24 protein-coding genes are annotated in these 22,154 nt (G+C 64.2%); 10 read left to right on the forward strand and 14 right to left on the reverse strand.

The window, feature by feature from the left end:
- Window positions 1–8 precede the first annotated feature (8 nt).
- Entirely contained in the window at window positions 9–1,364 is a 1,356-nt protein-coding gene (locus ABD884_RS23735) for an NAD(P)(+) transhydrogenase (Re/Si-specific) subunit beta (protein ID WP_376953835.1), read from the forward strand.
- Between the two features lie 58 nt (window positions 1,365–1,422).
- Here ABD884_RS23735 and ABD884_RS23740 read toward each other — a convergent pair whose 3' ends face one another.
- From ABD884_RS23740 to ABD884_RS23770, 7 genes are all read right to left on the reverse strand, one after another.
- Window positions 1,423–1,560: a hypothetical protein gene (locus tag ABD884_RS23740; protein ID WP_345053095.1), complete on the reverse strand. Its 138-nt coding sequence runs from the start codon at window positions 1,558–1,560 to the stop codon at window positions 1,423–1,425.
- A 194-nt stretch (window positions 1,561–1,754) separates the two neighbouring features.
- Window positions 1,755–2,102 (reverse strand): DUF202 domain-containing protein, encoded by a 348-nt coding sequence (locus tag ABD884_RS23745; protein WP_345053100.1) that lies wholly within the window; start codon window positions 2,100–2,102, stop codon window positions 1,755–1,757.
- Between the two features lie 3 nt (window positions 2,103–2,105).
- Complete coding sequence (locus ABD884_RS23750; RefSeq protein ID WP_345053103.1) at window positions 2,106–2,504, reverse strand: YidH family protein; 399 nt, start codon at window positions 2,502–2,504, stop codon at window positions 2,106–2,108.
- 101 nt (window positions 2,505–2,605) lie between these two features.
- The gene (locus ABD884_RS23755; protein WP_345053106.1) at window positions 2,606–4,051 is read right to left on the reverse strand and encodes an MFS transporter; all 1,446 of its coding nucleotides are present in this window, start codon (window positions 4,049–4,051) and stop codon (window positions 2,606–2,608) included.
- Between the two features lie 112 nt (window positions 4,052–4,163).
- Window positions 4,164–5,414, reverse strand: a complete 1,251-nt coding sequence (locus ABD884_RS23760; protein ID WP_345053113.1) for an MFS transporter — start codon at window positions 5,412–5,414, stop codon at window positions 4,164–4,166.
- Window positions 5,415–5,447: 33 nt separating this feature from the next.
- Window positions 5,448–6,374 carry an MBL fold metallo-hydrolase gene (locus tag ABD884_RS23765; RefSeq protein WP_345053117.1) on the reverse strand — a complete coding sequence of 309 codons (927 nt, stop codon included), beginning with the start codon at window positions 6,372–6,374 and terminating at the stop codon, window positions 5,448–5,450.
- 29 nt (window positions 6,375–6,403) lie between these two features.
- Entirely contained in the window at window positions 6,404–7,783 is a 1,380-nt protein-coding gene (locus ABD884_RS23770) for an aldehyde dehydrogenase family protein (RefSeq protein ID WP_345053121.1), read from the reverse strand.
- Window positions 7,784–7,941: 158 nt separating this feature from the next.
- On the opposite strand from ABD884_RS23770, the gene ABD884_RS23775 reads away from it, so the two are divergent.
- From ABD884_RS23775 to ABD884_RS23795, 5 genes are all read left to right on the forward strand, one after another.
- Window positions 7,942–8,742 (forward strand): SDR family oxidoreductase, encoded by an 801-nt coding sequence (locus tag ABD884_RS23775; protein ID WP_345053126.1) that lies wholly within the window; start codon window positions 7,942–7,944, stop codon window positions 8,740–8,742.
- A 143-nt stretch (window positions 8,743–8,885) separates the two neighbouring features.
- Window positions 8,886–9,722 (forward strand): IclR family transcriptional regulator, encoded by an 837-nt coding sequence (locus ABD884_RS23780; protein WP_345053131.1) that lies wholly within the window; start codon window positions 8,886–8,888, stop codon window positions 9,720–9,722.
- A gap of 163 nt (window positions 9,723–9,885) precedes the next feature.
- Window positions 9,886–10,851, forward strand: coding sequence for a PDR/VanB family oxidoreductase (locus ABD884_RS23785; RefSeq protein WP_345053136.1), 966 nt, complete (start codon window positions 9,886–9,888; stop codon window positions 10,849–10,851).
- 45 nt (window positions 10,852–10,896) lie between these two features.
- On the forward strand, window positions 10,897–12,096 hold the full coding sequence (locus ABD884_RS23790) for a cytochrome P450 (protein WP_345053145.1): 1,200 nt from the start codon (window positions 10,897–10,899) through the stop codon (window positions 12,094–12,096).
- Between the two features lie 132 nt (window positions 12,097–12,228).
- Window positions 12,229–12,519: a hypothetical protein gene (locus tag ABD884_RS23795; RefSeq protein WP_345053150.1), complete on the forward strand. Its 291-nt coding sequence runs from the start codon at window positions 12,229–12,231 to the stop codon at window positions 12,517–12,519.
- Here the strand turns inward: ABD884_RS23795 and ABD884_RS23800 are convergent.
- Both ABD884_RS23800 and ABD884_RS23805 read right to left on the reverse strand, forming a co-directional pair.
- The gene (locus tag ABD884_RS23800) at window positions 12,494–12,790 is read right to left on the reverse strand and encodes a type II toxin-antitoxin system RelE family toxin (protein WP_345053155.1); all 297 of its coding nucleotides are present in this window, start codon (window positions 12,788–12,790) and stop codon (window positions 12,494–12,496) included. The two genes, ABD884_RS23795 and ABD884_RS23800, sit on opposite strands and share 26 nt — an antisense overlap.
- Window positions 12,765–13,445: a hypothetical protein gene (locus tag ABD884_RS23805; RefSeq protein ID WP_345053160.1), complete on the reverse strand. Its 681-nt coding sequence runs from the start codon at window positions 13,443–13,445 to the stop codon at window positions 12,765–12,767. Before ABD884_RS23805 ends, ABD884_RS23800 begins: the two co-directional genes overlap by 26 nt.
- Window positions 13,446–13,826: 381 nt before the next feature.
- On the opposite strand from ABD884_RS23805, the gene ABD884_RS23810 reads away from it, so the two are divergent.
- From ABD884_RS23810 to ABD884_RS23825, 4 genes are all read left to right on the forward strand, one after another.
- Window positions 13,827–14,873 (forward strand): iron ABC transporter substrate-binding protein, encoded by a 1,047-nt coding sequence (locus ABD884_RS23810; protein WP_345053164.1) that lies wholly within the window; start codon window positions 13,827–13,829, stop codon window positions 14,871–14,873.
- A gap of 51 nt (window positions 14,874–14,924) precedes the next feature.
- The gene (locus ABD884_RS23815) at window positions 14,925–15,101 is read left to right on the forward strand and encodes a hypothetical protein (protein ID WP_345055357.1); all 177 of its coding nucleotides are present in this window, start codon (window positions 14,925–14,927) and stop codon (window positions 15,099–15,101) included.
- Entirely contained in the window at window positions 15,035–15,418 is a 384-nt protein-coding gene (locus ABD884_RS23820; protein ID WP_345053182.1) for a VanZ family protein, read from the forward strand. The genes ABD884_RS23815 and ABD884_RS23820 overlap by 67 nt, the downstream gene beginning before the upstream one ends.
- Before the next feature lie 94 nt (window positions 15,419–15,512).
- Window positions 15,513–15,716 (forward strand): cold-shock protein, encoded by a 204-nt coding sequence (locus ABD884_RS23825; RefSeq protein WP_035743560.1) that lies wholly within the window; start codon window positions 15,513–15,515, stop codon window positions 15,714–15,716.
- Window positions 15,717–16,014: 298 nt separating this feature from the next.
- On the opposite strand, the gene mscL is transcribed toward ABD884_RS23825, so the two are convergent.
- From mscL to speB, 5 genes are all read right to left on the reverse strand, one after another.
- Entirely contained in the window at window positions 16,015–16,440 is a 426-nt protein-coding gene (gene mscL, locus ABD884_RS23830; RefSeq protein ID WP_345053189.1) for a large conductance mechanosensitive channel protein MscL, read from the reverse strand.
- Between the two features lie 110 nt (window positions 16,441–16,550).
- Window positions 16,551–17,846 carry a D-arabinono-1,4-lactone oxidase gene (locus tag ABD884_RS23835; protein ID WP_345053192.1) on the reverse strand — a complete coding sequence of 432 codons (1,296 nt, stop codon included), beginning with the start codon at window positions 17,844–17,846 and terminating at the stop codon, window positions 16,551–16,553.
- A gap of 28 nt (window positions 17,847–17,874) precedes the next feature.
- Window positions 17,875–19,401 (reverse strand): aldehyde dehydrogenase family protein, encoded by a 1,527-nt coding sequence (locus tag ABD884_RS23840; protein WP_345053196.1) that lies wholly within the window; start codon window positions 19,399–19,401, stop codon window positions 17,875–17,877.
- Between the two features lie 77 nt (window positions 19,402–19,478).
- On the reverse strand, window positions 19,479–20,936 hold the full coding sequence (locus ABD884_RS23845) for a purine-cytosine permease family protein (RefSeq protein WP_345053201.1): 1,458 nt from the start codon (window positions 20,934–20,936) through the stop codon (window positions 19,479–19,481).
- Window positions 20,933–21,952: an agmatinase gene (speB, locus tag ABD884_RS23850; RefSeq protein WP_345053206.1), complete on the reverse strand. Its 1,020-nt coding sequence runs from the start codon at window positions 21,950–21,952 to the stop codon at window positions 20,933–20,935. The genes ABD884_RS23845 and speB overlap by 4 nt, the downstream gene beginning before the upstream one ends.
- Window positions 21,953–22,154 lie beyond the last annotated feature (202 nt).

The following is a 22,154-nucleotide window of genomic DNA, read 5'->3' on the forward strand; positions in this document are numbered from 1 at the left end:
TCAATCCCATGGCGACCTCGCTCCTCTACCTCGCGGCTGCCGTGTGTTTCATCCTCGCCTTGAAAGGACTGAACTCTCCGCGCACGGCCAGGCGCGGCAACCTGGTGGGCGCTTTCGGTGCGGCGCTCGCCGTCGCGACGGTCTTCTTCTCGGTCAGAATGGACAACGTGCCCTGGATCCTGGGTGCGATGGTAGCCGGTTCGGGGGTGGCCGCGCCGGTCGCGCGGCAAGTGAAAATGACCCAGATGCCGCAACTAGTGGCGCTCTTCAACGGAGTGGGCGGTGGTGCAGCGGCGCTCGTGGCGCTGCTGGAACTCGCGCACACGGAGGACTCCTGGGTGCGTGTGGCCATTGTCTTCACCCTGTTGGTGGGGGCGGTGTCGTTTGCGGGTTCAGCCATCACGTTCTCCAAGCTGCAGGAGCTCATGACCACCCGACCGGTGGTGTTCCCGGGTCTGCCGACGCTCATGGGAGCGGTGCTGCTCGCGGCGGTGGGTGCCGCCGTCGCGGTCGTTTTCAGTGGCTCCCTCGCGCTCGCACTGGCGCTGTTGCTGCTGGGGCTCGCGGCGGGCGTGCTTCTCGTGTTGCCGGTAGGCGGCGCGGACGTGCCGATCGTGATTTCGCTGTTGAATGCCTTCACCGGACTGGCCGTGGCGGCGTCGGGATTGGTGCTGGGCAATGTGCTTTTGGTGGTGGCCGGCACGTTGGTGGGCGCCTCGGGCACTATCCTCACCCGGGCCATGGCCGCGGCCATGGGCCGCAGTGTTGCGGGTATCCTCTTCGGCGCGTTCAAGGGAGGCTCGACGGCGGGCTCGACGGCGGTGAGCGAGCGTCCCGTCCGATCCTCCAGCCCGGAGGACGTGGCAGTGCTTCTCGGCTATGCGCAGCGGGTGATCATCGTTCCCGGCTATGGGCTCGCGGTAGCCCAAGGGCAGCACACGGCCGCCGAGCTTGCGCTCACGCTTGAGGCTCGGGGGATCGAGGTGGATTTCGCGATCCACCCGGTGGCCGGTCGGATGCCGGGCCACATGAACGTCCTGCTTGCCGAAGCCAACGTGCCCTACGAGTCGCTCAAGGAAATGGGCGAGATCAACTCGGAGTTCCGCACGGCCGACGTCGCCTTGGTGGTCGGCGCGAATGACGTCGTCAATCCCGCGGCCAAGACCACTGCGGGTTCGCCGATCTACGGCATGCCTATCCTCGAAGTTGCCGACGCGCGTCAGGTGGTCTTCCTGAAGCGGTCCATGCGGCCGGGATTCGCGGGGATCGAGAACGAACTCATGTACGAACCGCAGACCACGCTGTTATTTGGCGACGCCAAGGAATCCCTGGCGAAGGTATTGAGTGCTGTTAAGGCGCTCTGATTTCCCCTAGGGTGCTGGGGTTTCGGCGAGGTCGAGCCGAGCAGCTCCCCGCTGGCCCTCACGACGCGCTGGCCGCCCCGGGCGATTCCATCCCGGTGGTGCCGCTCAGGCACCCGTCCGCGCGGCCATCGCCGTCGTCCTCATCCTTGTCGCCTTGAGCGCCATGCGGGACATGGCCGTGAACCAGCGGTACCACTGGGATGTCGTCGTCGCGCCGTCGCTCCCTAACCCGCGGGGGAGGAACTCACGGCAAACTGTCAGAAACCGCGGGGCGCATGGGATGTGCTCTTCGATGTCCAGGGTAAACGGCAGTCCGCGGGGATTGTCTGCAGTTGCGCCGATGACGAATTCGGGCCGAGGAAATCGTTCATTATTTGACCTTCGGTTCAGCTAGGGGTGTAGGGGTAAGAGCAAGACGGTGAAGATTCCCAGCCCTGCTAGGACGACAACGCTGGCAGAGAGGGCGGCTATTGAAGTCGTAGCGGGTGTAATTGCTTCCTGGTTGATGCCGTGTATCGCGCGGTGGAATCGTCGCTTGCGGGTGCTACCGATGGCCATGGCTGTGACGATTGAGGTCGCGACGAGGGTGCCGACGAACCAGCCATGGTGGGGCATCCACCGCAGGAACACGACGGCCGCGATCGTCATGGACATTGTGGTCCGGCCCCAGGCCAGCTCTGTGCGTTCCGGCTGCAGGCCGGCGTCGCCATGGGTTGGCGTGTAACGTCGCGAAGGCACGGGTCAGAGGGGACGAGCGAGAACGAAGACCACCAGTACGGCTGCGACGAGTGCCCCCCCGATCGCCAGGACCGGGGCAATCCAAGGCAAAGGAAGCGGAGTTTGGCGGCGAATCGACCGTTCAACATTCAGCCACCGGAAGAACGCGCCCCCGCCAATCAGCAGTGCCAGCATGAGCAGCAGAACGGAGATGGCTTTGCGCAGTTCTGGACCAAAGAGGTCCGCCATGAATGCTTCCACGGCAACACCGCCGGCGAGCAGCGCCAGCGAGGTGCGGATCCAGGCCAGGAATGTGCGTTCGTTGGCCAGAGTGAACCGCGGGTCCGGTTCCGTGCCGCCGCCCAGGATCCGCTCGGAGAGGCCGGTCCGTCCTCCGCCGCTCCGGGACTTGAGATCCTCCATGGGTGGTTCCTTCCTGGGTGTGTCGTTGTTTTTTCAGCTCATGCGATGGCAGGCGAGCCGCGATTGGGCGCCTTCGCTGGATGCTTTTGCGCCGTAGTGGCTTAGGCCTTGGTGACTGCCACTTTGGAAACAGGCTCCGCTCCGGCTGATGAGGCAGAGGCGCCCGGGGCTGGTGCCGCCGGCGAGTAGCTTACGGCTGTGTCGAGGCCCAACCTGCGGCGGTCGCGCTGCTGGTTGACGAACATCAGGGCCAGGATGCCGAAGGTCAGCATGAGGCCCCCCGCGAGGGCGAAGGCCGCACGGTATCCGTCACCAGGGGTGGCAGCGCCGCCGATCAGGAAACCCGAGACTGCCGGTGCGAACACGCCGCCGGTGGTGAGGACCGCGTTGGCGATCGAGAGGTTGGCGCCGCGCTGGCCAATGGTGGTCAGTTCTGCCACCACCAGGTATGTGATGGCGAAGAGCGCAGGGGCGGTGCCGAAGCCGAAGACCATGAGGGCGATGGACAGGACTGGGGAGGTGGTCATGGTTGCCCCCACCAAGCAGGCGCCGGCGAAGGTTCCGGAGGCGCCGAGTACCCAGCCGCGGGCCTTCCGCGTGGGAACGCCTTTCAGGTGCAGGCGCTGGGTCAGTGCGCTCAGGCCGACGGTGGCGATGGTGCCCCAGGCGGCGGGCAGGGCGATCATGGTGCCGGACTGCTGCCCGCTGAAGCCCAGGACGTTCTGGAAGTACGCCGGCCCCCAGGACATGGCCAGGGTGAAGGTCCAGTAGCCGAAGAAGGAGGCCAGCACTGCGAAGATCCAGCTGGGGGAGAGGATGGTGCGCCAGTAGCGGACCTTGGTCTCCGCCACCACAGGAGCTTCTTCCGGCGCGATGCCGTCGATGTCCTGCTCTGCCTTCCGGCTGGTGTAGGGGCCTTCCTTGCCCACGATGAACCAGAAGACGGTCCAGACCAGCCCCACGACGGCGAGCACGGCGAAGGCGGTCTGCCAACCGAACTGCCCGATCACCCAGGCCAGGACCGGGGCGAACGCCACGATGCCCAGCGTCACGCCGGAGGACGCCAGTGCCGCCGGGGTGGCGCCCTTCTTCTCCGGGAACCACTTGTAAATGCCGTGCATCAGCACCGGCGCCAGCGGGCCTTCGCCGGCGCCCAGTAGGAGGCGGCTGGCCCAGAGGGCGGGCAGCGACGCGAACAGCAGGATGGGTGCCTGCGCCAGGGACCACAGCAGGCACAGGACCAAGAGGATCCACTTGCTGGAGATCTTGTTGGCGATGGGTGCGGCCACGATCTGGGCCACGCCGAAGGTCAGGAACATGGCACTGCCGACCAAGCCGAACTGCTCCGGCGTGATGCCTAGCTCTTTCATCAGCGGCACGGCGGCGATGCCCAGCACTGCCTTGTCCGCCCAGCTGAGCATCATCAGGAAGAGCAGGGTGAAGGTGATGATCCAGCCGTAGCGGTTGCGTTTGGCATGGGGCCAGTTTCGGGGATTGCGGGAGTTCGCGGAGCCGGTGGCCACGTCCGGAAGGGGAGTTGCAGACACAGTATGCCCAATCGTTGAAGTGGGAGCCTTTGCTGGATTGCAGCGGCGTTTCCTTGACTCTAGGCTCGTGTGATCGGTCTTACATTTGAGTATTCCGTTGGATGGAAACCGTTTATCCGACTGCAGTCTCCTGGCGTTGCCGCTGGTCGGGTTTGCCAAGGAAGGCCAGCAGAACCATCCCTAGAGCACTGAGCCCGCAGGTCAGCCACCAGGTGGTGCCCCAACCCCCGGTTCTGGTGGCGAGGAGGGCAAACAGCATGGGACCCAAGAAATTTCCCACGTTGAAGATTTGCTGTGTGAGCCCCAGAACGGCCGTGACTGACCCGTCCGCGGGTGCCATGTGCACCGAGTAGCTGGTCACGGCGGCAGGAATGAGGCCACCGACGGCGGAAAACACGGCTATGAGGGCCCACTGGACAAGGACGCCGTTTGCCGTGCTTTCCCAGCTGACGGCGAAGGTGCCCACGGAGGCAGCGGACATCGTCAGGAAGGTCCAGAAGATAATCCTCCTCTCGGAGACTCCTCGTTGGATGAGGGGTCCTGCGCTGAGCGCTCCTATCGCGTTGATACCGCCCACGATGGCGCTGAGGATGCCGGGCCACGGCCCGCCGAGCCCGGCTGACCGGTAGATGGACGGCAGGAATCCGAGTACGGCCATCCACTGCGCCGTGTAGCAGGCGAAGACCACTCCGATGATCCAAGGGCCGCGGGTGGCGACCGTGCGGCCCACCCGGCGGAGCGCGGACCGGAACCTGGCGTCGGCCGCTAGCACGTCCCTGGGTATCCGGCGTAGCAGCAGCGGCACGGGGAGCAGCGTGACCATGGCCATCACCAGCCACCACTGGCGCCACCCGGCGGCCTGGAGGAACAGCGCACCCGCTGACAGGCCAATCATCGTGGCCACACCCTGAAACGTGGCCCACGATGCCAGCGCGACGTGCAGCCGTCGGGGGGCCGACACTTTGCGGATCAGGGCAGGAGCGGGAACGACGACCAGCAGGAAACCAACGCCCTCCAGGGTGCGTGCCGCCATCAGCAGTGTGGTGCTGGGGGCTGCCGCGCCGAGCACTGAGGCGATGCTGAGCAGGACCAGTCCTGCGAGAAGGAGGCGGCGGAGACCTACGATCTCCCCGCCCACGGCCGTGACCACGCCGCCCACCACGCTGGCCAGTTGGATCATGCCCAGCAGCAGTCCTGCCTGGACCAGCGTGATGCCCAGATCCGTTTGAATGCTGGCCAGCGCGGCTGGCAGCTTCCAGATATGCATCGCTGCCGCGATTCCCGCGGCGAGGACGGCGAGCCAGGCCCCGTCCCCGGCCGTTCTTTGGTCATCAGGTGCTGTGATTGGCGACGGGAATGCCAAGAGCTCTCCTTGCTGGAGCGTGAGCGGAATTCCTTAGGCGGGAGCGAGGGCGGGACTGCCCATACGGAAGCGCTGGCCACTGACGGCTACATCCACAAGCCCGTCAAAAGTTGAGGCGGCACGGCTGCGCCACCACTGTGGCTCGGCCCGGCCCGCCAGGTGGGAAAGCACCAGGCGCCCCACCCCGGCGGCCGCGGCCACGCGGCCGGCACCCTCCGGGGTGGTGTGCGCGATCCGTTGGTGGTTCAGGAACTCCGGCGCGAAACCTTTACCCGCATAGAAATCGAGGTTCACCGCTTCATGGACCAGGACGTCGGCGCCCCGGGCGAGAACTGCCATGGCATCGCATTCGGCGGTGTCGCCGGAAAACACCACCGATCCGGCGTCGGTATCGAAGCGGAACGCCAGCGCGGGGCGGACGGGCGGGTGCTCCACGAGGATGCCGGTGACCTTGACGCGGTCATCCTCGTAGACGTAGAAGGGGCGTCCTGCCTCCGGTGTCCCCACCGGGGGCGTGGTGAGGTCCACGGTGTGCACGAGGGAGGCCAGAGGTGGTCGTGCTTCATCGTGGACGCGGATGTCGATGTCGTAGGAGAAGGCCTCCAGCGAGTGGGAGACCAGCTCGCTGGTGCCGGAGAGCCCCGCGCCACCGGAGCGGGTAGCGTCCTTGCCCGGTCCCACCACGGAGACCGGGCCGGTGAAGCCCTCCACCGGGTTGCCCCAATTCCACAGCAGGAAGCCGGGCAGCTCCACCACATGGTCCGAGTGCAAGTGGGTGACGAAGCCGGCCACGAAGTCCTTGCCCCGAAGGCCTGCCTCATGGGCGGCGCGGGAGCAGCCGAGGCCGAAGTCCACCATGTAGAAGACATCGCCCACCACCAGTGCGCTGGAGATGCCGTTTTCCGGTCCGCGGATAGCCGGCCCGGCGGCGGTGCCAAGAGTGATCAGTTCGACGCTCACAGGAAAGTCCTTCTGCAGAGTTGGCGGGGTCAGGAGTGGGGGCGGGCGTTGATGACGCGGGTTTCCAGGTATTCCTCCAGTCCCCAGCGGCCGCGCTCGCGGCCGACGCCCGATGCCTTCCATCCGCCGAACGGGGCGTCCGGTTCCACCAGGGTGTGCTGGTTTACCCAGACTGTTCCGGCCTCAAGGCGAGAGGCGGTTGCGTGGGCGCGCTCCAGGTCGGGGCTCCACACGGATGCACCCAAGCCGAATTCCCCGGCGTTCAGCCCGGCGATGGTCTCATCGAGGTGGTCGTAGGCAACAATGGGCAGCGCCGCGCCGAACTGTTCCTGTTCCACTAGGTCCATGCCCGGTTCGGCGTCGATCACCACAGTGGGGGAGAGGAAGTAGCCTGGCAGGTCGCAGCCCGGGGTGCCGCCGGTGATAATGCGGGCTCCGGCACCTACAGCGGAGTCAACCAGGCTGTGGACCAGCTTGAGCTGGGATTCGTTGTGCATGGGGCCCATGGTGGTGCCGTGCGCGATGCCGTGGCCCAGCACATGGCGGGATGCTTCGGCGGCGATGGCCTCGGCCAGCTCCGTGCTGCGGCAACGCGGGACATACACGCGCTTGACCGCCATGCACACCTGGCCGGCGTTGCGGAAGGCGCTCCCCACGATCCCGCGGGCGGTGACGGCGATGTCCGCGTCGTCCAGCACGATGGCAGGATCGTTGCCGCCAAGCTCCATGGTGACGCGCTTGACCGTGGACGCGGCCTGCTGTGCGATGGAGATACCCACCTCCGTTGAGCCGGTGAAGGAGATCTTGCGGATGCCCGGGGAGATGCTCAGCGCGACGTTCACTGTCCGCCGCGAACTGGTCCGGGCCTGCAGCACGCCGGCGGGGAGGACCTCGTTGAGCAGGTTGACCAGCGCGAGGGTGGACAACGGCGTGGAGGGGGAGGGCTTGGCGATCACGGTGCAGCCGGCCAGCAGGGCAGGGGCGAGTTTCACGCAGAGCAGGGAGATGGGAAAGTTCCACGGCGTGATGGTGCCAACAATGCCCACCGGCCGGTACTGGACTTCAAGGGTACGGTCGGCGCGGGGTTTCAGCTGTTCGGTTTCGTCCCAGACCAGGTCCGCGTAGTACTCAAAGAGTCCTGCGGCCACCGTGAACTCACCGGCGGCGTCGGCCTTGGGCTTGCCCTGTTCCCGGGAGAGCAGGGTGGCCAGCGCGTCCAGGTCGCGACGGATCAGTGCCGCGCCTGCACGCATGGCGTTGCGGCGCGTTTCCCGGTCCGCGGCCCAGTCGGCCGATGCTGCTTGGGCTGCCGCAACCGCGGCCGCAACGTCCTCTGCTGTGTTTTCCGGAGCGTGTCCGATGAGCTCAAAGGTGGCCGGGTCGAGGACCTCGTACTGGGCTGCCGTCATGGTTTGTCCTTTCGGCCGGGAGGGAATTCCTATCCCAGTGTCATAGCACCGGTCACATCCGTGGGCACTCTTTCCATCCAACGGAAAGTGCGCTGCCAGAGCACGCGCTAGCTTGCCACTATGGAGTGAAGCACGTCACGCACTAACGAGGAGCCTGCATGTCCCAAGAGCAACTGCCCATCGTACTTACCGGGGTCTCCTCGGGCATCGGGGCCCGGACGGCCCGGATCCTCGCCGGCCGCGGCGTCCCGCTGATCGGCATTGACCGCAACGCGCCCACCGGGTTCAGCGGCACGTTTGTCCAGGCGGACCTTTCGAGCCAGGCCGGCATTGACACCGCCGCGGCTGCAGTCAAGGCTGCAGCGCCGAACGGCATCGCGGGACTGGCGAACATTGCCGGGGTCCCCGGCACCGCACCGTGGCGGACGGTGCTGTCCGTCAACGTCTTCGGCGTCCGCGGGCTGGTCCGGGCGCTGGCACCCTTGCTTGGCGAGGGGTCTGCCGTGGTGAACCTCGCCTCCAGCGTCGCCGTGAACTGGCGGGAGGTCAAGGCAAAGTGCTCCGCTTTCGCGCTTGCCGGCGATCAGGCTGCCGCCCTGGAGGCAGTTGCGGGCGATGACGAGGTCACGGCTGAGTCCTACCTCTTCTCGAAGCAGTGCGTCCGGCTCCTCACCGAGCACCTGGCCGCCGAACTCTTGCCGCGGCAGATCCGCGTCAACAGTGTCAGCCCGGGACCCGTGGCCACCCCCATCCTCGAGGACTTCAAAAAAGACCACGGCCGGGACAAGGTGGAGGGCGCCGGTGCCCTGCTGGGCCGCTTCGGCGAGCCGGACGACATCGCGCCCGTCATCGACTTCCTGCTCCGCCCCGAATCGGGCTGGGTAAACGGTTCGGATATTCGCGTGGATGGCGGCCTGGGTGCGCACCGCGGCTCCGGCCTCGCCGCTGTGGCCGGCTGAACGCCTTCGTCCCACGGCGGATGCACTAATGTACGACGCCGGCGCCTCGCCTTTCGCGCCAGGGGGCACCGGCGTCGGGCCTTAAAATGGCTGGAGAGCGCTCCGCCACATGCAACGCTCCCCAGCACTCAGAAGGGTGACTCATGGCAAACGCCGCCCCGACGGGCCGTACCACCCGGACGGTTACGGCGGCCGCGCCGAAGCGTCCGTCCGGCGACGGCGGTGCTGCCGACCACCAGGCGACCAGTGTCACGTCACGCGCCCTGGCGTTGCTGGGCACCTTCGATACCGAGCACTCGGTCCAAAGCCTCAGCTCAATGGCCCGGCGTGCAGGGCTGCCAGTGGCCACAGCTCACCGCCTTGCCGGTGAGCTGGTGTCGTGGGGTGGCCTGGAGAAGGTGAACGGCGAGTACCGTGTGGGTCAGCGGATCTGGCGCCTTGGCCTGCTGGCTCCCGCGCAGCAGAACATCGCCGAAGTGGCGGCTCCGTTTATGCAGGATGTCCTTTTCGTCACCCATAACGTGGTGAATCTGTTCATCCTGGATGGGGAGGAGGTCCTGCTGGTGGAACGGATGTCCGGCACTGGAGCGGGTCAGCCGTTCCGGCGGGTGGGCGCGCGGCTGCCGTTGCACGCCAGCGCTGCGGGCAAGATCATGCTGGCCTATGGGGCCAAGGAGCTGTTTTCCGCGGCTGCGCAGCGGTTGGAGCCGCATACGTCCCGCACCATCACCAGTCCCTCGGTGCTGGCCGCCGAGATTGAACGGGTCCGGACCAATAGTTACGCCACCACAGAGGAGGAGGCGGGGCCTGACAACTACGGCCTGGCCGTCCCGGTGTTTTTGCCGAACAAGCAGGTGGTTGCCGCCCTGGGCATCGTCACCCGCGGCCGTCCCGCACCGGTGGGCAGCGTGGTTCCGGTGCTCAACATCGCCTCGCGGGGAATCGCCCGGCGGCTGGGTGTGGAGCACCTGCCGCAGTAGTTCGTTCTTTCCGCCTGCGACAGGCCAGTCTTTCCGTTGGGTGGAAAGCTGTGCCTTGCCTGTGTCGTGGAACACCTAACCTCAAGTGAGCCGTTAAAGCGGCCGGATCTCCGGCCGAAGCCTGCTTTGCAGGCGAGCCGTTCCAAAGGAAGTGAATACCCTCATGACTGCACCTGCAGGAGCCACCATCGACGCCGTCGTCGACCAGGTGGACGTTGTGGCGGACCAAGTGGTCTCCCTGGTACTGCGGCGCGTGGACGGCCAGCCGTTCCAGCCCTGGCAGCCCGGCGCACACATAGATGTCCATGTGGGCGACGGCCTGGTTCGCCAGTACTCCCTGTGTTCCTCGCCGGATGAGCTGGACCACCTGCGGATTGGCGTGCTGCACGTGCCGGATTCCCGCGGTGGATCAAAGGCGGTGCACGCGCTGCTGGCCGGCACACCGCTGACCATCTCCGAACCGCGCAACAACTTCCCGCTGCGCGAGTCGCGGCGTTACCTCTTCATCGGGGGCGGAATCGGCATCACCCCGCTCATTCCGATGCTGGAGGCGGCCCAGGCTGCCGGCAAGGAATGGACCCTTATCTATGGCGGCCGGAGCCGGAACACAATGGCATTCGCGCAGCAGCTGGAGGACCAGTACGGCCCCGACCGGATCCGGATCATAGCCGAAGACGAGGTAGGCCGGCTGGATCTGGACCAGATCCTCGGCATGCCCCGGGCACACATGCTGGTGTACGCGTGCGGCCCCGGCGGGCTGCTTGGCGCGGTGGAGGAACGCTGCATGGGTTGGCCTCCGGGCACCCTGCACACCGAGCGTTTCGTTGCCTCCACACTGGGCGCAGCGGCGGCCAACGCGCCGTTTGAGGTGGAGCTGGCCCGGACCGGGGCCACCGTGACCGTGCCGAATGACAAGACCATCCTTGAAGCCGTGGAAGAGGTGGGCGTCCGCGTCCTGTCCTCCTGCCGCGGCGGATTGTGCGGCACCTGCGAAACCCAGATCATTTCGGGTGAGCCGGAGCACCGGGATGCCGTCCTCACCCAGGAGGACCGTGACGCCGGCGAAATCATGCTGGTCTGCGTCTCGCGTGCAGCCGCCGGCTGTCCGCGCCTCGTCCTGGACCTCTAGCCACTTCACTTACCCCGCCAAGTTTCGTCCCCAGGAGTGTTTCCCATGACCGTTATCACCCATGACGCCAACGTGTTAGGCGAGGATCCGTTCGACACCGTCAACCTTCTGGACCCGTACCCGTTCCTGGGGCGGCTCCGCGATGCCGGCGCCGTCTCCTATCTGGAGAGCACCGGCAGCTATGCCGTGGCGGGGTATCAGGAGGTCTATGAGGTCTTGACGGACTTCGAAACCTACATCTCCTCCGGTGGCCTGGGCCCGCGGGATATCCGGAAGGATTCGGGCTGGCGTCCGCCCAGCATCCTGGAATCGGATCCTCCCATCCACACCGTGATGCGCCGCGCTTTGACCGGCGTCATTAACCCCGGCACGGTCCGTGCCTTGCGGGAGCCGTTCACGCCGCCCGCCGTGGAGTTGACGGAGCAGCTGGCCCGACGCGAGCGGTTCGACGCCATCACGGACCTCGCCGAAAAGTACCCCCTGCGTGTCTTCCCGGACGCAGTGGGGATTCCCGACGTTGGCCGTGAACACCTGCTGCCGTACGGCAACATGGTGTTCAACGCGTTCGGCCCGGAGAACTACATCTTCAAGCAGGCTTTCGCCGAGGGCGATGAGCACGCTGCCGCGGTAATGCGGAACTGCCAGCGCGAAAACCTGGACGACGTCGGCTTTGGCGCCCAGATCTGGAAGCGCGTGGAGGACGGGCTGATCACCGAGCAGCAGGCCACGCTGCTGGTCCGTGCCCTGCTGTCCGCCGGAGTGGACACCACCATCTTCGGGATCGGCAATACGCTCTCGGTGCTGGCGCGCTACCCGGAAGCCTGGGCCCAGCTGCGGGAGAACCCCAAGATGGCGAAATTTGCCGTGGATGAGGCGCTGCGCCTGGAATCGCCGTTCCAAAAGTTCCACCGGACCGTTGCCGTGGACACCGTCCTCGGCGGCGTGCACCTGCCTGCCGGCGCCAAGGTCATGGTGTTCCTAGGGGCCGCGAACCGTGACCCGCGCAAGTGGGGTGAGAACGCCGATGACTTCGATCTCAACCGCAATGCGTCCGGCCACGTCGCGTTCGGCATGGGCCTGCACCAGTGTGTGGGGCAGCCGATCGCCCGGCTCGAAATGGAAATCGTGCTGCAGCAACTGCTCCAGCGGGTAGCCACCATCGAACCAGACGGCGCTCCGGTGCCGATTCTGCACAACGTGCTCCGCGGGTTCGAGTCCCTGCCGGTGCGGATCACGGCGGCTTAGGTCTTTGAAATTTGCTCGCTGGGACTTGAAGGTACTCATCTCATGCTGATCGAATAAGTGCTCCTAGCTGGCCCAGTCCACGTCCACTACAGAAAGGAGAGGCGGGCTGGGTCTTCTGAATCAGCTGACAGTATGACCACTAATAAGCTCGTGGACGCCGGGTCAGGCATCTGGTGTCAGCTCGAATCCGGGTTCCGTGGCGCGCCAAATCAGGTACGCCAGATCTCACGCAGTGGCCTCCCTCGGAAGAGTGCGGAGAACCGTCAGGGAGGCCCGAGGACCGCTCCTCTCACCGGGGCCGTGCTGCTGACCGGCGGAAACGCCGATTTCTTCAGGAACGGGAGTTCTCGCAGCTACTTCCAACCCCGTGCTTTTGACGCCGATAATGGACGCGTCGTCAGCCTGAGCTGGGGGATCGGCTAACGCGGTTTGTAGACGTCGGAGCGGTGTTCGAGCGGTGGACGTACAAAATGTGCTCTTCGATGTCGAGGGTGAACAGCACCCTGTAGTCGCCGCGCCTCGCGGTGCGGAGTCCGAGCCGTTCGTTCGTGAGGGGCTTGCCCAGCCCATAGGGATTGTCGGCAAGCGCGCCGGTGACGAATTCGACGATCGCTGCCGCGGCTTTCTCCGACAGCCGCCTTCGCCGGCCGGTTCGAAAGAGCCACTTACTAATGAAAACCAGCCTGACCCACACCCCGTTTATCGGACAGTCCCGAAACCGCGGGACTGCGGACAGCGCCGGGACCCGGTTCGGTCTCCACATAGTAGATCGTCCCGGCACCGAGGGCACGGAAGGGGTGTGGTGCGTGACGGGTTGGCCGGTAGTTGTGTCCGAAGGGGTCGCGCACTGTCACTCGTTCAAGATGATCCAGCCGAGCGAGGAGGCCATCGACTTCCCTGAGCGTCGCGGGGTGCGTTTCTTTGCCCCCTAGGTCCAGGAGCCAAGGGGAGTCGGTGGCCTCGCTCGCGATTTCGAGGGTCAGGGTTTCAAATATTCCGGCCAGAAGGGCATCCAGGTTTGTGGGGTAGAAGCGAAGTAAACGATGCGCTTCCGGGTCCCGACGCCGGTCGTTCATCCATGTCTGACGGAGCCAAGTGAATTCCACTCGGCCGAACGAGTGGCTAAGCCGGAGCGTCCGTCCTCCCTCCAACGTCAGGCGGAAGTCGTTGCCGGCGCGGTCGAAAATACTGGCCGCTTCGTTTACGGACTCCATGTCTTCGAGCATCGCCGTCTCGGACGGGTAGTAGGTGAAATCACCGAGATCATCGACCACGACGAAGTCTTTCCGAAGCGAGCCGGGGAGCTCCGGATCGTCTGCGGCACCGTTGGTGGGGATCATGCGTTTCATGGTGAATTCAGCTCCAATGGCGAGTCGGCCCGATGATAGGAGGGCCGTTTCTTCCCTCCTATCATCACATCACCCTTAGGGGCGGCCGCTTCCGATCTTGATGGATTCCTTACACCGACGGGCAGGGATTTTGCGCACTCTTAACGGGTGGAACCGACGGGGACGGTAGGGGGCTGAGCCACGAGGCCGGTGGCCGTTCGTTTGTAATACTGGATTACCGCGCGCCCAGAATTACGCAACAATGGCATGTTGTTATTATAGTTAGGTTTGCCTTGCCTAGCTCAACCGTTCAGGAGCTGGACGAACGCTTCAATTCAACAAGCAAACACCACCCCAACACTCAAGGGTTCCGCTCCCACCGGAACCTTCGAAAGGCCTCCCATGAGATTCGGCATCAAAACCGCAACGGCCTTCGCCGCAGCCACGGCCACGCTGCTGGCTCTTTCGGCCTGCAGTGGCGCATCCACAGGGACTGCGAGTGGTAGTTCCGCGGCCGGCGGCGACAGCATCGTCGTATACAACGCGCAGCACGAAAACCTCACCGGCGCGTGGGTGGACGCCTTTACCAAGGAAACGGGAATCAAGGTCACGCTCCGCAATGGAGACGACCTTGAAATGAGCAACCAACTCAGTGAGGAAGGCAAGAACACCCCCGCGGATGTCTTCCTGACGGAAAATTCCCCGGCCATGGTCCGCATAGCGGGAGCAGGCTTGCTCGCCCCCGTCGATCAGGCAACCCTCAATCAGGTACCGGCCCAGTACCGGCCCTCGACCGGCGACTGGACGGGCATTGCGGCCCGATCGACTGTGCTTGCCTATAACAAGAACAAGCTCACGCCCGAGCAGCTGCCCAAGTCCCTCATGGACCTCGCGGACCCGTCATGGAAGGGACGCATCGGCGCGTCCACTGGCGGCGCGGATTTCCAGGCCATCGTCAGCGCCATGCTTGAGCTTAAGGGAGAAGACGCAACCAAGAAGTGGCTGGAAGCCGCGAAGAGCAACTTCAAGTCCTACAAGGACGACACTCCGGTGCTCGCGGCGGTCAACTCGGGAGAGGTTGACGCCGGCGTGCTGTACCACTACTACTCCTTCGTGGACCAGGCCCAGACCGGAGAGAACAGCAAGAACGTCGATCTCCACTACTTCAAGAACCAAGACCCCGGCGCGTTCGTCAGCGTCTCCGGCGGGGCCGTCCTGGCCTCCAGCAAGAAGCAGGCCCAAGCCCAGCAGTTCCTGAAGTTCATCACCGGCAAGGAGGGTCAACAGGTCCTTCAAACCGGCAACTCCTTCGAATACACCGTGGGCTCAGACGTGCCGGCCAACTCGAAGCTGGTACCCCTCAAGGATCTCCAGGCTCCTTCGATGGACCCCGCCAAGCTCAATAGCGAGAAGGTCACCGAGCTGATGACCGAGGTCGGGCTTCTGTAACCAAGGCTGCTAGGCTCGCAACTGATACCCTTCTCCCGGATTGAGGTTGTTATGTCCCCTCTTATCGTCATCGGCCTGCTCGGAGCTGTTGGCATCGGAGCAGCATCCATGTTTTTCCGGCGCCCGGCCCGGGTTGGTCGCCGCGTTGCGTTGGCTCTCGGATGGTTTTGGGCATCCGTGGTTTTCTATGCCACCCTTGCCAGTCCTTCCGGGGAGGTTCGGTGCTGAATCTGGTTCCCCTCGATCTGACAAACCCGCTCGACCTTAAGGACTTTGCCCTTAATATCCTGTTGTTCCTCCCTGGAGGCGTCTTTCTTGGGATCTGGGGGATGCGCTGGACTCGAGTGCTCGTCCTCGGATGTGGAATGTCGATGGCCATCGAAATTACCCAGTACGTGACCGCCTCTGGCCGGACGGCAGACATTAACGACGTGTTAGCCAACACCACCGGAGCTCTGATCGGCTTTCTGCTGGTCGCAGGCGTCCGGAAGGTCGTTCGCCGTATGCGCGGAACTAAGCGTCAACGAATATCCTTGCGCGGCTGAACCCTGCACCGTAGCTTTGAGGAAGCGGACGTATGCGTTCGGGGGCATCGGGGTCGAAGCCGATGGTCAGTCAGATTCAGAGAAGGACACGGCTGTGGCAACAGGTATTGTCAAATGGTTCAACGCCGAAAAGGGTTTCGGCTTCATAGCCCCCGACGACGGTTCGGCGGACGTCTTTGCCCACTACTCGGCGATCGCCTCGAGTGGGTACAGATCACTGGACGAGAATCAGCGGGTCCAGTTCGACGTCGTACAAGGCCCGAAAGGCCCTCAGGCGGAGAACATCCAACCCCTGTGAGGTTAGGCCATCCATTCCCGCAGGGATGGTGGCGCCGTAAAGGTTCGTGCACAAGTAAATGAGCGCGTCCGGGTTCGAGGCTGAAAGTGCCAAGGACCCGGACAGCATTTTCACGTCCGTGACCCACGCAGGCCTTGGACGTGAGGGGCAGCATTGCGCCCCGGATCTGACCCTGCATGACGACGCGCAAATGGCTACGGGACGCGGAGAAAGCCCCGGGACGCGCGAATATGAGCCGCGCCATGGACTATCCGTGTCGCCAGGCTTTCGGAGTGTCCGACGGCGACCGTTGGATGGGCTACCGGGAGGCTTCTTTGTTGGCGGCGGCGAGTTCGGTCAGGAGGTCGCGGATTTCAACCAGCAGGGCGGTGTCGGCTGGCATGGGCTCGTCCTCGGGCTCTTCGATGGAGGCGCGGCGCTTGGTCAGCTCGTTGAGCTTGTTCATGGGAGCTACGAAGATGAAGTACACCACGGCGGCCGTGATCAGGAAGGTCACGAACGCGGTGATGACCGCGCCGAAGTTAACGAAGGTCTTCGCATTGTCCGGCCAAATGGAGAAGCCCAGGCCCTCGGCGTTGACGCCGCCAGCAGCGGCGATGACAGGGTTGATGATGTTGTTGGTGAATGCCGTGACCAGGGCCGTGAACGCGGTGCCGATGACCACGGCGATGGACAACTCGATGATGTTGCCGCGAAGAACGAAGTCTTTGAAACCTTTGAGCATGGAAAATCCTCCGGGCGGTGCGCGTGTCTGGCTCAAGCAGAGATCAAACTACCATTCCAAGGTTTCAACGAGTGTATTGGGCCCGGTTTCGCCGGGCCCAATACACTCACCTAGCCTAGGAGGGCGCGAGTGTGGTCGTTGAGGAACATTCCGTGCGGATCGAACTCGCGGCGTACATGGATGAAGGTGTCCAGCTCCGGGTAGAGGCGTTCCAAGCGGTTCCGGGTCATGAAGTGGATCTTTCCCCAGTGCGCACGTGGTTCGAATTCCTGGAGCAGCGCATCGGCATCCCGGAAGAACTGCCAATAGTCGGTACCGGGTTCGGTGGTGAGAGTAATGACGGTGCTGTCGCGGCCTTGGAACTGGGACATGTAGCCCTCGTCGGCCTTCACCCAGCGGACCTCCACGGGGTACCTCTGCTCGGGATACTTGGTGCGGATCAGGTCCTGGATGGCTTCGACGGCGGCCAAGCCGTCGTCGCTGCGGACGAAGTACTCGAGTTCGTGGAACTGCGTGGTGAAGCCGCCCGGATAGATCCGATAGGAGCGATCAAGGCGGGCGCCCTCAACGGTTGAGATATCTCGCTCGTCCTGGATGTGGGCCACGTTATATCGCTTCGTGTAGCTGCGGTTTGCCATGCTCAGGCCGGGCGCGCCGGGGAGGTCCAGAAGCTCGCACGAATCGTTCTCGGGACACCAGAGGAATGAGTAGTGCCTGTTGGAATCGATATCCGTATCCCAGGTCGAAGCGGTCTCAGCCCACGTGGGGTAGGTGATCTGCTCTTGCAGGTAGTAGCGGTCCTCAACAGCCAGTTCTACCTCCAGAAAAACCCCGAGGGTACCCAACGCGACCTGGGCGGCTCTGAGTTCGCGCAGTTGCCCCTCGCCAATCTCCACGATTTCGCCGTAGCCGTTGATCAGCCTTACCCAGCGAAGGTTGGACGAGAAGCTGCCCAGGTTCTTCCCCGAACCGTGGGTACTGGTAGCCAGCGCCCCGGCGATCTGCTGTTTGTCGATGTCGCCTTGGTTACCCAAAGCCAGCCCCTGCTCCCAGAGGGGATCGCCGAAGGCGTTGATGGTGGTACCGGCCAGGGCCCTTGCACGACGCCGCTCGCGATCGGTTCCGGTGATCGCCGAAAGAGCGGACATGTCCATCAGGACGCCACCTGTCTGGACCAGCGGCGAGGACGAATGCCCCGAGCCGACTGCCCGCACAGGCAGGCCTTCGCGGATGGCGAAACGGACGGCGTCGAGGGCTTCTTGTTCATTGCGCGGCCGGACGGTGAAGGCCGGCGTGGCGCTCTGGTTACCGCCCCAGTTGGTCCACGTGACGTCCGTGCCGAAGGGTGCGGACGGGGTGGCGGCGCGTGCCGGGGATGCCCTGCGGGGAAGGTTCGCGGTGGTCATTGATAAGCTCCGTTGCTAGTCTGAACGCTCATGCGCCGTGGTTGATCATGACGTGCTTCGTGCGGGAGTAGTCGTCCAAAGCGTAGAGCGAGAGGTCGCGGCCGAAGCCGGATCCCTTGAATCCGCCCCACGGTACCTCGCAAGCCAACACCAAGTGAGAATTGACCCAAACGGTACCGAAGTCGAGTTGCTTAGGAACGCTCAGCGAGAGGCTTGAATCCCGGGTCCACACTGAAGCGGACAATCCGTAAGGGCTCTCGTTTGCGCGGGTAATGGCCTCCACGGTGGAACTGAACGTCTCCACCGTGACCACGGGACCGAAGATTTCGTGGGTGGCGATTTGTGCCCCGGCCGGAACGTCGCTGATTACTGTTGGCTCGATGAAGTAGCCGGGGCCATCGAGGGCCGAACCGCCAATGGCGACGTGCAGTCCAGCGGCCTTCGCCTCGGCGAGCGATTCCTTGACGCGTTCGAAGTGCGGGCGCGAAATCATGGGACCGATTTCGACGTCGTCCCCCGCCCCTGGTGCCCCGACCACCAACGTGCTGACTTCGCGCACGAGGTGTTCGGTGAACTCGGCAGCCACTGACTCGTGGACGAGGACGCGGCAGGCAGCGCCGCAGTCTTGGCCCGCGTTCCAGTAGCCGGCGTTCCGCACGCCGGCAGCGGCCGCGCGGAGGTCGGCGTCGGGAAACACAACGACGGGAGCCTTGCCGCCGAGTTCCAGGTGGACGCGTTTGACCGACTTCGCGGCGGTCTGCGCCACGGCCTGTCCGCTGACGACGCTCCCAGTCAAGGCGACGAGGGCAACGCCGGGGTGTTCGGAAAGCCGCTGTCCAACGGTCCGGCCTTGGCCTGTGACGACGTTGAGGATGCCATCCGGAATGCGCCCGGCCACGAGTTCCGCCAGCTTCAGCGTTGACAGTGGCGTCTGCTCGGAAGGCTTGAGGACGATGCTGTTTCCGGCGGCCAAGATGGGCGCGATCTTCCAGGCTGCCATCAGGAGCGGGTAGTTCCACGGGGTGATGACGCCCACCACGCCCACGGGCTCCCTGAGGATGACCGAGGTGTGTCCCGTGGCGTAGTCGCCGCCGGCCATGGAGGTCAGCGTGCGGGACGCTCCGGCCATGAAACGGAAGGTGTCAATGGTGCTGGAGACGTCGTCTTCCGCGACGGCCCGCGGTTTACCCGTGTTGGCGGACTCGATGGTTTCGAACGCGTCCCGGTTCGCTTCGATGATGTTGGCGATCAGGTTCAAGACCTCGGACCGCTCCTTCGGGGTGGTGGCTCCCCAGGACTTCTGCGCAGCCACGGCTGCTTCAACGGCAACGTCAACATCTGCGGCGGTGCCGGCCTGAACGGAGGCGATGACCTGCTCGGTGGCGGGATTGACGACGTCGATCAGCTCCGCGGAATAGCCTGGAACAAACGATCCGCCGATGAAATGACCGCCGGGAGGCAGCGGCAAGATGCCCGGGACGTTGTGGGCCGCAGTGGAGCTATTGTCTTCGCTGACGCGGCGGACTGTGAACTGTTCGGTGTCAAGGGGTGTCATGATTTTTGCCTTTGTTTTCTGGCGCCGGTCGCGGCGTCGGGAGTTTATGGGAAGTGGGGGCCCAGCCCCGCGATGCGTTAGACCAAGTCGGTTGCGAGTGCGGGGGCCTGAAGCGGTGCGGCCGCGGTCTTCTTCCGGAACGTGCGTGCCGCGACGTAGTAGAGCGGAGCAACCACGACGAGTCCGACAATCCAAGAGAGGTCCACGCCGCCCATGGCTGCCGCGACGGGTCCGGTGTAGATCGCTGTTGCCGAGAATGGAAGCTGGACCAAGGCACCTGCCACGTAGGAACCGATGGCGACCCAGTTGAACCTCCCGTAAACTCCGCCGTCGCGCTTGAAGAAGTCTTCAACCCTGTAATCGCCGTGCCGGAGGAGGTAGTAGTCCACCAGGTTGATGGCCGTCCAGGGAACCAGCACATACATCAGGAAGGAGAGGAAGTTCGTGTAAAACAGGATGAAATTGTCGCGTGCGAACAACGAGATCAGGAGTGCGAACGTGAAGAGGATGATTGCCGCAACGCTCCGGGTCTTGGCGCGAGGCAACCAGCTCGGCTTGAACGTCTGCCCAATCGTGAGGCTGCACAAGACTCCGCAGTAGAGGTTCATGGCGTTCGACGCCGCGACGCCGAGGCAGAAGATTCCGACGACGGCCAGGGTCCACGGCTGGAGCAACGCTCCCATGCTGCCCACGATCTCGACATTGCCGGCGTCTGCACCGATGGTGACCGCGAGGGTTCCCACCAAGGCACCCAGGATCATCGGGAAGAGTGTTCCGAGGACGCAGCCCGAGTAGGACGCCCAGAAGGCCGGGGCCGAGCCGGTCCCTTGTGGCATGTAGCGGGAGTAGTCCGAAACGTAGGGAGCGTACGCGAGTTGCCAGAGGGCGGATACGGAGACGGTGGCCATGAAGCCGACCCAGTTGAAGTTTCCCTGGTACAGGAACGTGGCGGGCAGCCCGTGGACGAACATGATCCAGACGAAGGCCAGCAGCAACGCCAAACCAGCCACGACGCTGAGGAAACGAGCGTAGGCGTGGATGAGTCGGTAGCCGAAAATCGTGGCAACAACACTCACGACGCCGATGAGGATGATTCCTGCGTCAACACTGATGTCCGGGCTGACGGCGGCCATTGCTTCGCCGCCAAAGACGAGGTTGGCCGCGAAGAATCCGACGTACATGATTACCACGATGATCACGATCAGCAGCGCCCCGAAGGAGCCGAATTGGCCGCGCGTCTGGATCATCTGTGCCACACCCAGTTGGGGTCCCTGGGCGGAGTGGAGCGCCATGAAGACGCCACCGATGACGTTTCCAAGGATGATTCCCACGATGGCGGGCACAAAGCTGAGCCCGAACACCGTAGTGGCGAGTCCGCCGGTCACGATGGTCATGATCATGATGTTGGAACCGAACCAGATGGTGAAGAGGTCCCGGGCCTTTCCATGCCGTTCGTCGAGCGGGATGGGCTGGATGGTCTTGTCTTCGAGCCGGGGCACTTCGGTGGCTGGGGCAGGATTGCTTCGGGTGTTCATGATGCGGTCCAGGAGGCTGCTTGCAGCTCACGGGCATCGTCGAGGGAGACGGCGTTCGTCTCGGCCTTGCTGCGGTTTACCATCAGCGCGAGGAGGTCGAAGACAAGGGTGGCCGCGGCCACCGTGGTGATGTCTGCGTGGTCGTAGGCGGGAGCGACCTCGACGACGTCGGCGCCCACAATGTTGATGCCGTTCAGCCCGCGGAGCAGCGCCAGCAGCTCGCGGGAGTGGAGTCCGCCCATTTCGGGTGTGCCGGTGCCCGGTGCGTAGGAGGGGTCCAGGACGTCGATGTCGATGGAGACGTAGACGGGGGTATCTCCGAGCCGTTCCTTGACCCGCTCGATCGCTGCGGGAACGCCGATGACGTCCAGGTCCGAGCAACGGATGATCTGGAAACCGAATTCATGGTCGCGGAGGAAGTCGTTGCGGTCGTAGACCGGCCCCCGGATGCCGACGTGCATCGACTTGTCTTCTACCAGGAGGCCTTCTTCGAATGCCCTCCGGAAGATGGTTCCGTGCGTGACCGGCTGGTCGAAGTAGGTGTCCCAGGTGTCCAGATGGGCGTCGAAATGCAGCAATGCGACCGGTCCGTGGACCGTGTTCAAAGCCCGCAGCATCGGGAGGGCGATGGTGTGGTCGCCACCGATCGAGATGAGCTTCTTGTCTGCGCTGATCAGGGGCAGTGCCTGCTCTTCGATTTCGCGGACGGCCCGCGTGATGTCGTACGGGGTGCATGCAATGTCGCCGGCGTCCACAACCTGGACTTCGTACACGGGCTCGACATCAAGTTCGGGGTGGTAGCCGGGACGAAGCAGCCGGGAGGCTTCGCGGACCGCGGCAGGACCGAAACGGGCGCCGGGTCGGAAGGACGTTCCGCCGTCGAACGGTACTCCGACGATCGCAATGTCGTAGTCCGGCACGTGGTCGATTTGGGGAAGCCTGGCGAAAGTGCCGAGGCCCGCATACCGGGGGACTTTTGTTGCGTCGACTGGGCCGATGGGCTTGTGCGTTGTCATGCCGGGATCCTTCGTGCAGTGCTGCCGAGCGGCTTGCCGGCAGCTTTCGGTGTTGGGAGGAGGGTGCTCGCCTTTGAGCGGGAATGCGGAGTCGAAATGTTGGGGAAGTAAGTAATCCAATTCTTGGTGACGCACATCACTGCGTATAGCGGTAGATTGACTACAAATGGTCGAGGCGCTTAGACAAATGTCTAAGCGCCGC

The sequence above is a fragment of the Arthrobacter methylotrophus genome (genome assembly GCF_039539965.1).
In the GTDB taxonomy this organism is placed as follows: Bacteria; Actinomycetota; Actinomycetes; order Actinomycetales; family Micrococcaceae; genus Arthrobacter; species Arthrobacter methylotrophus.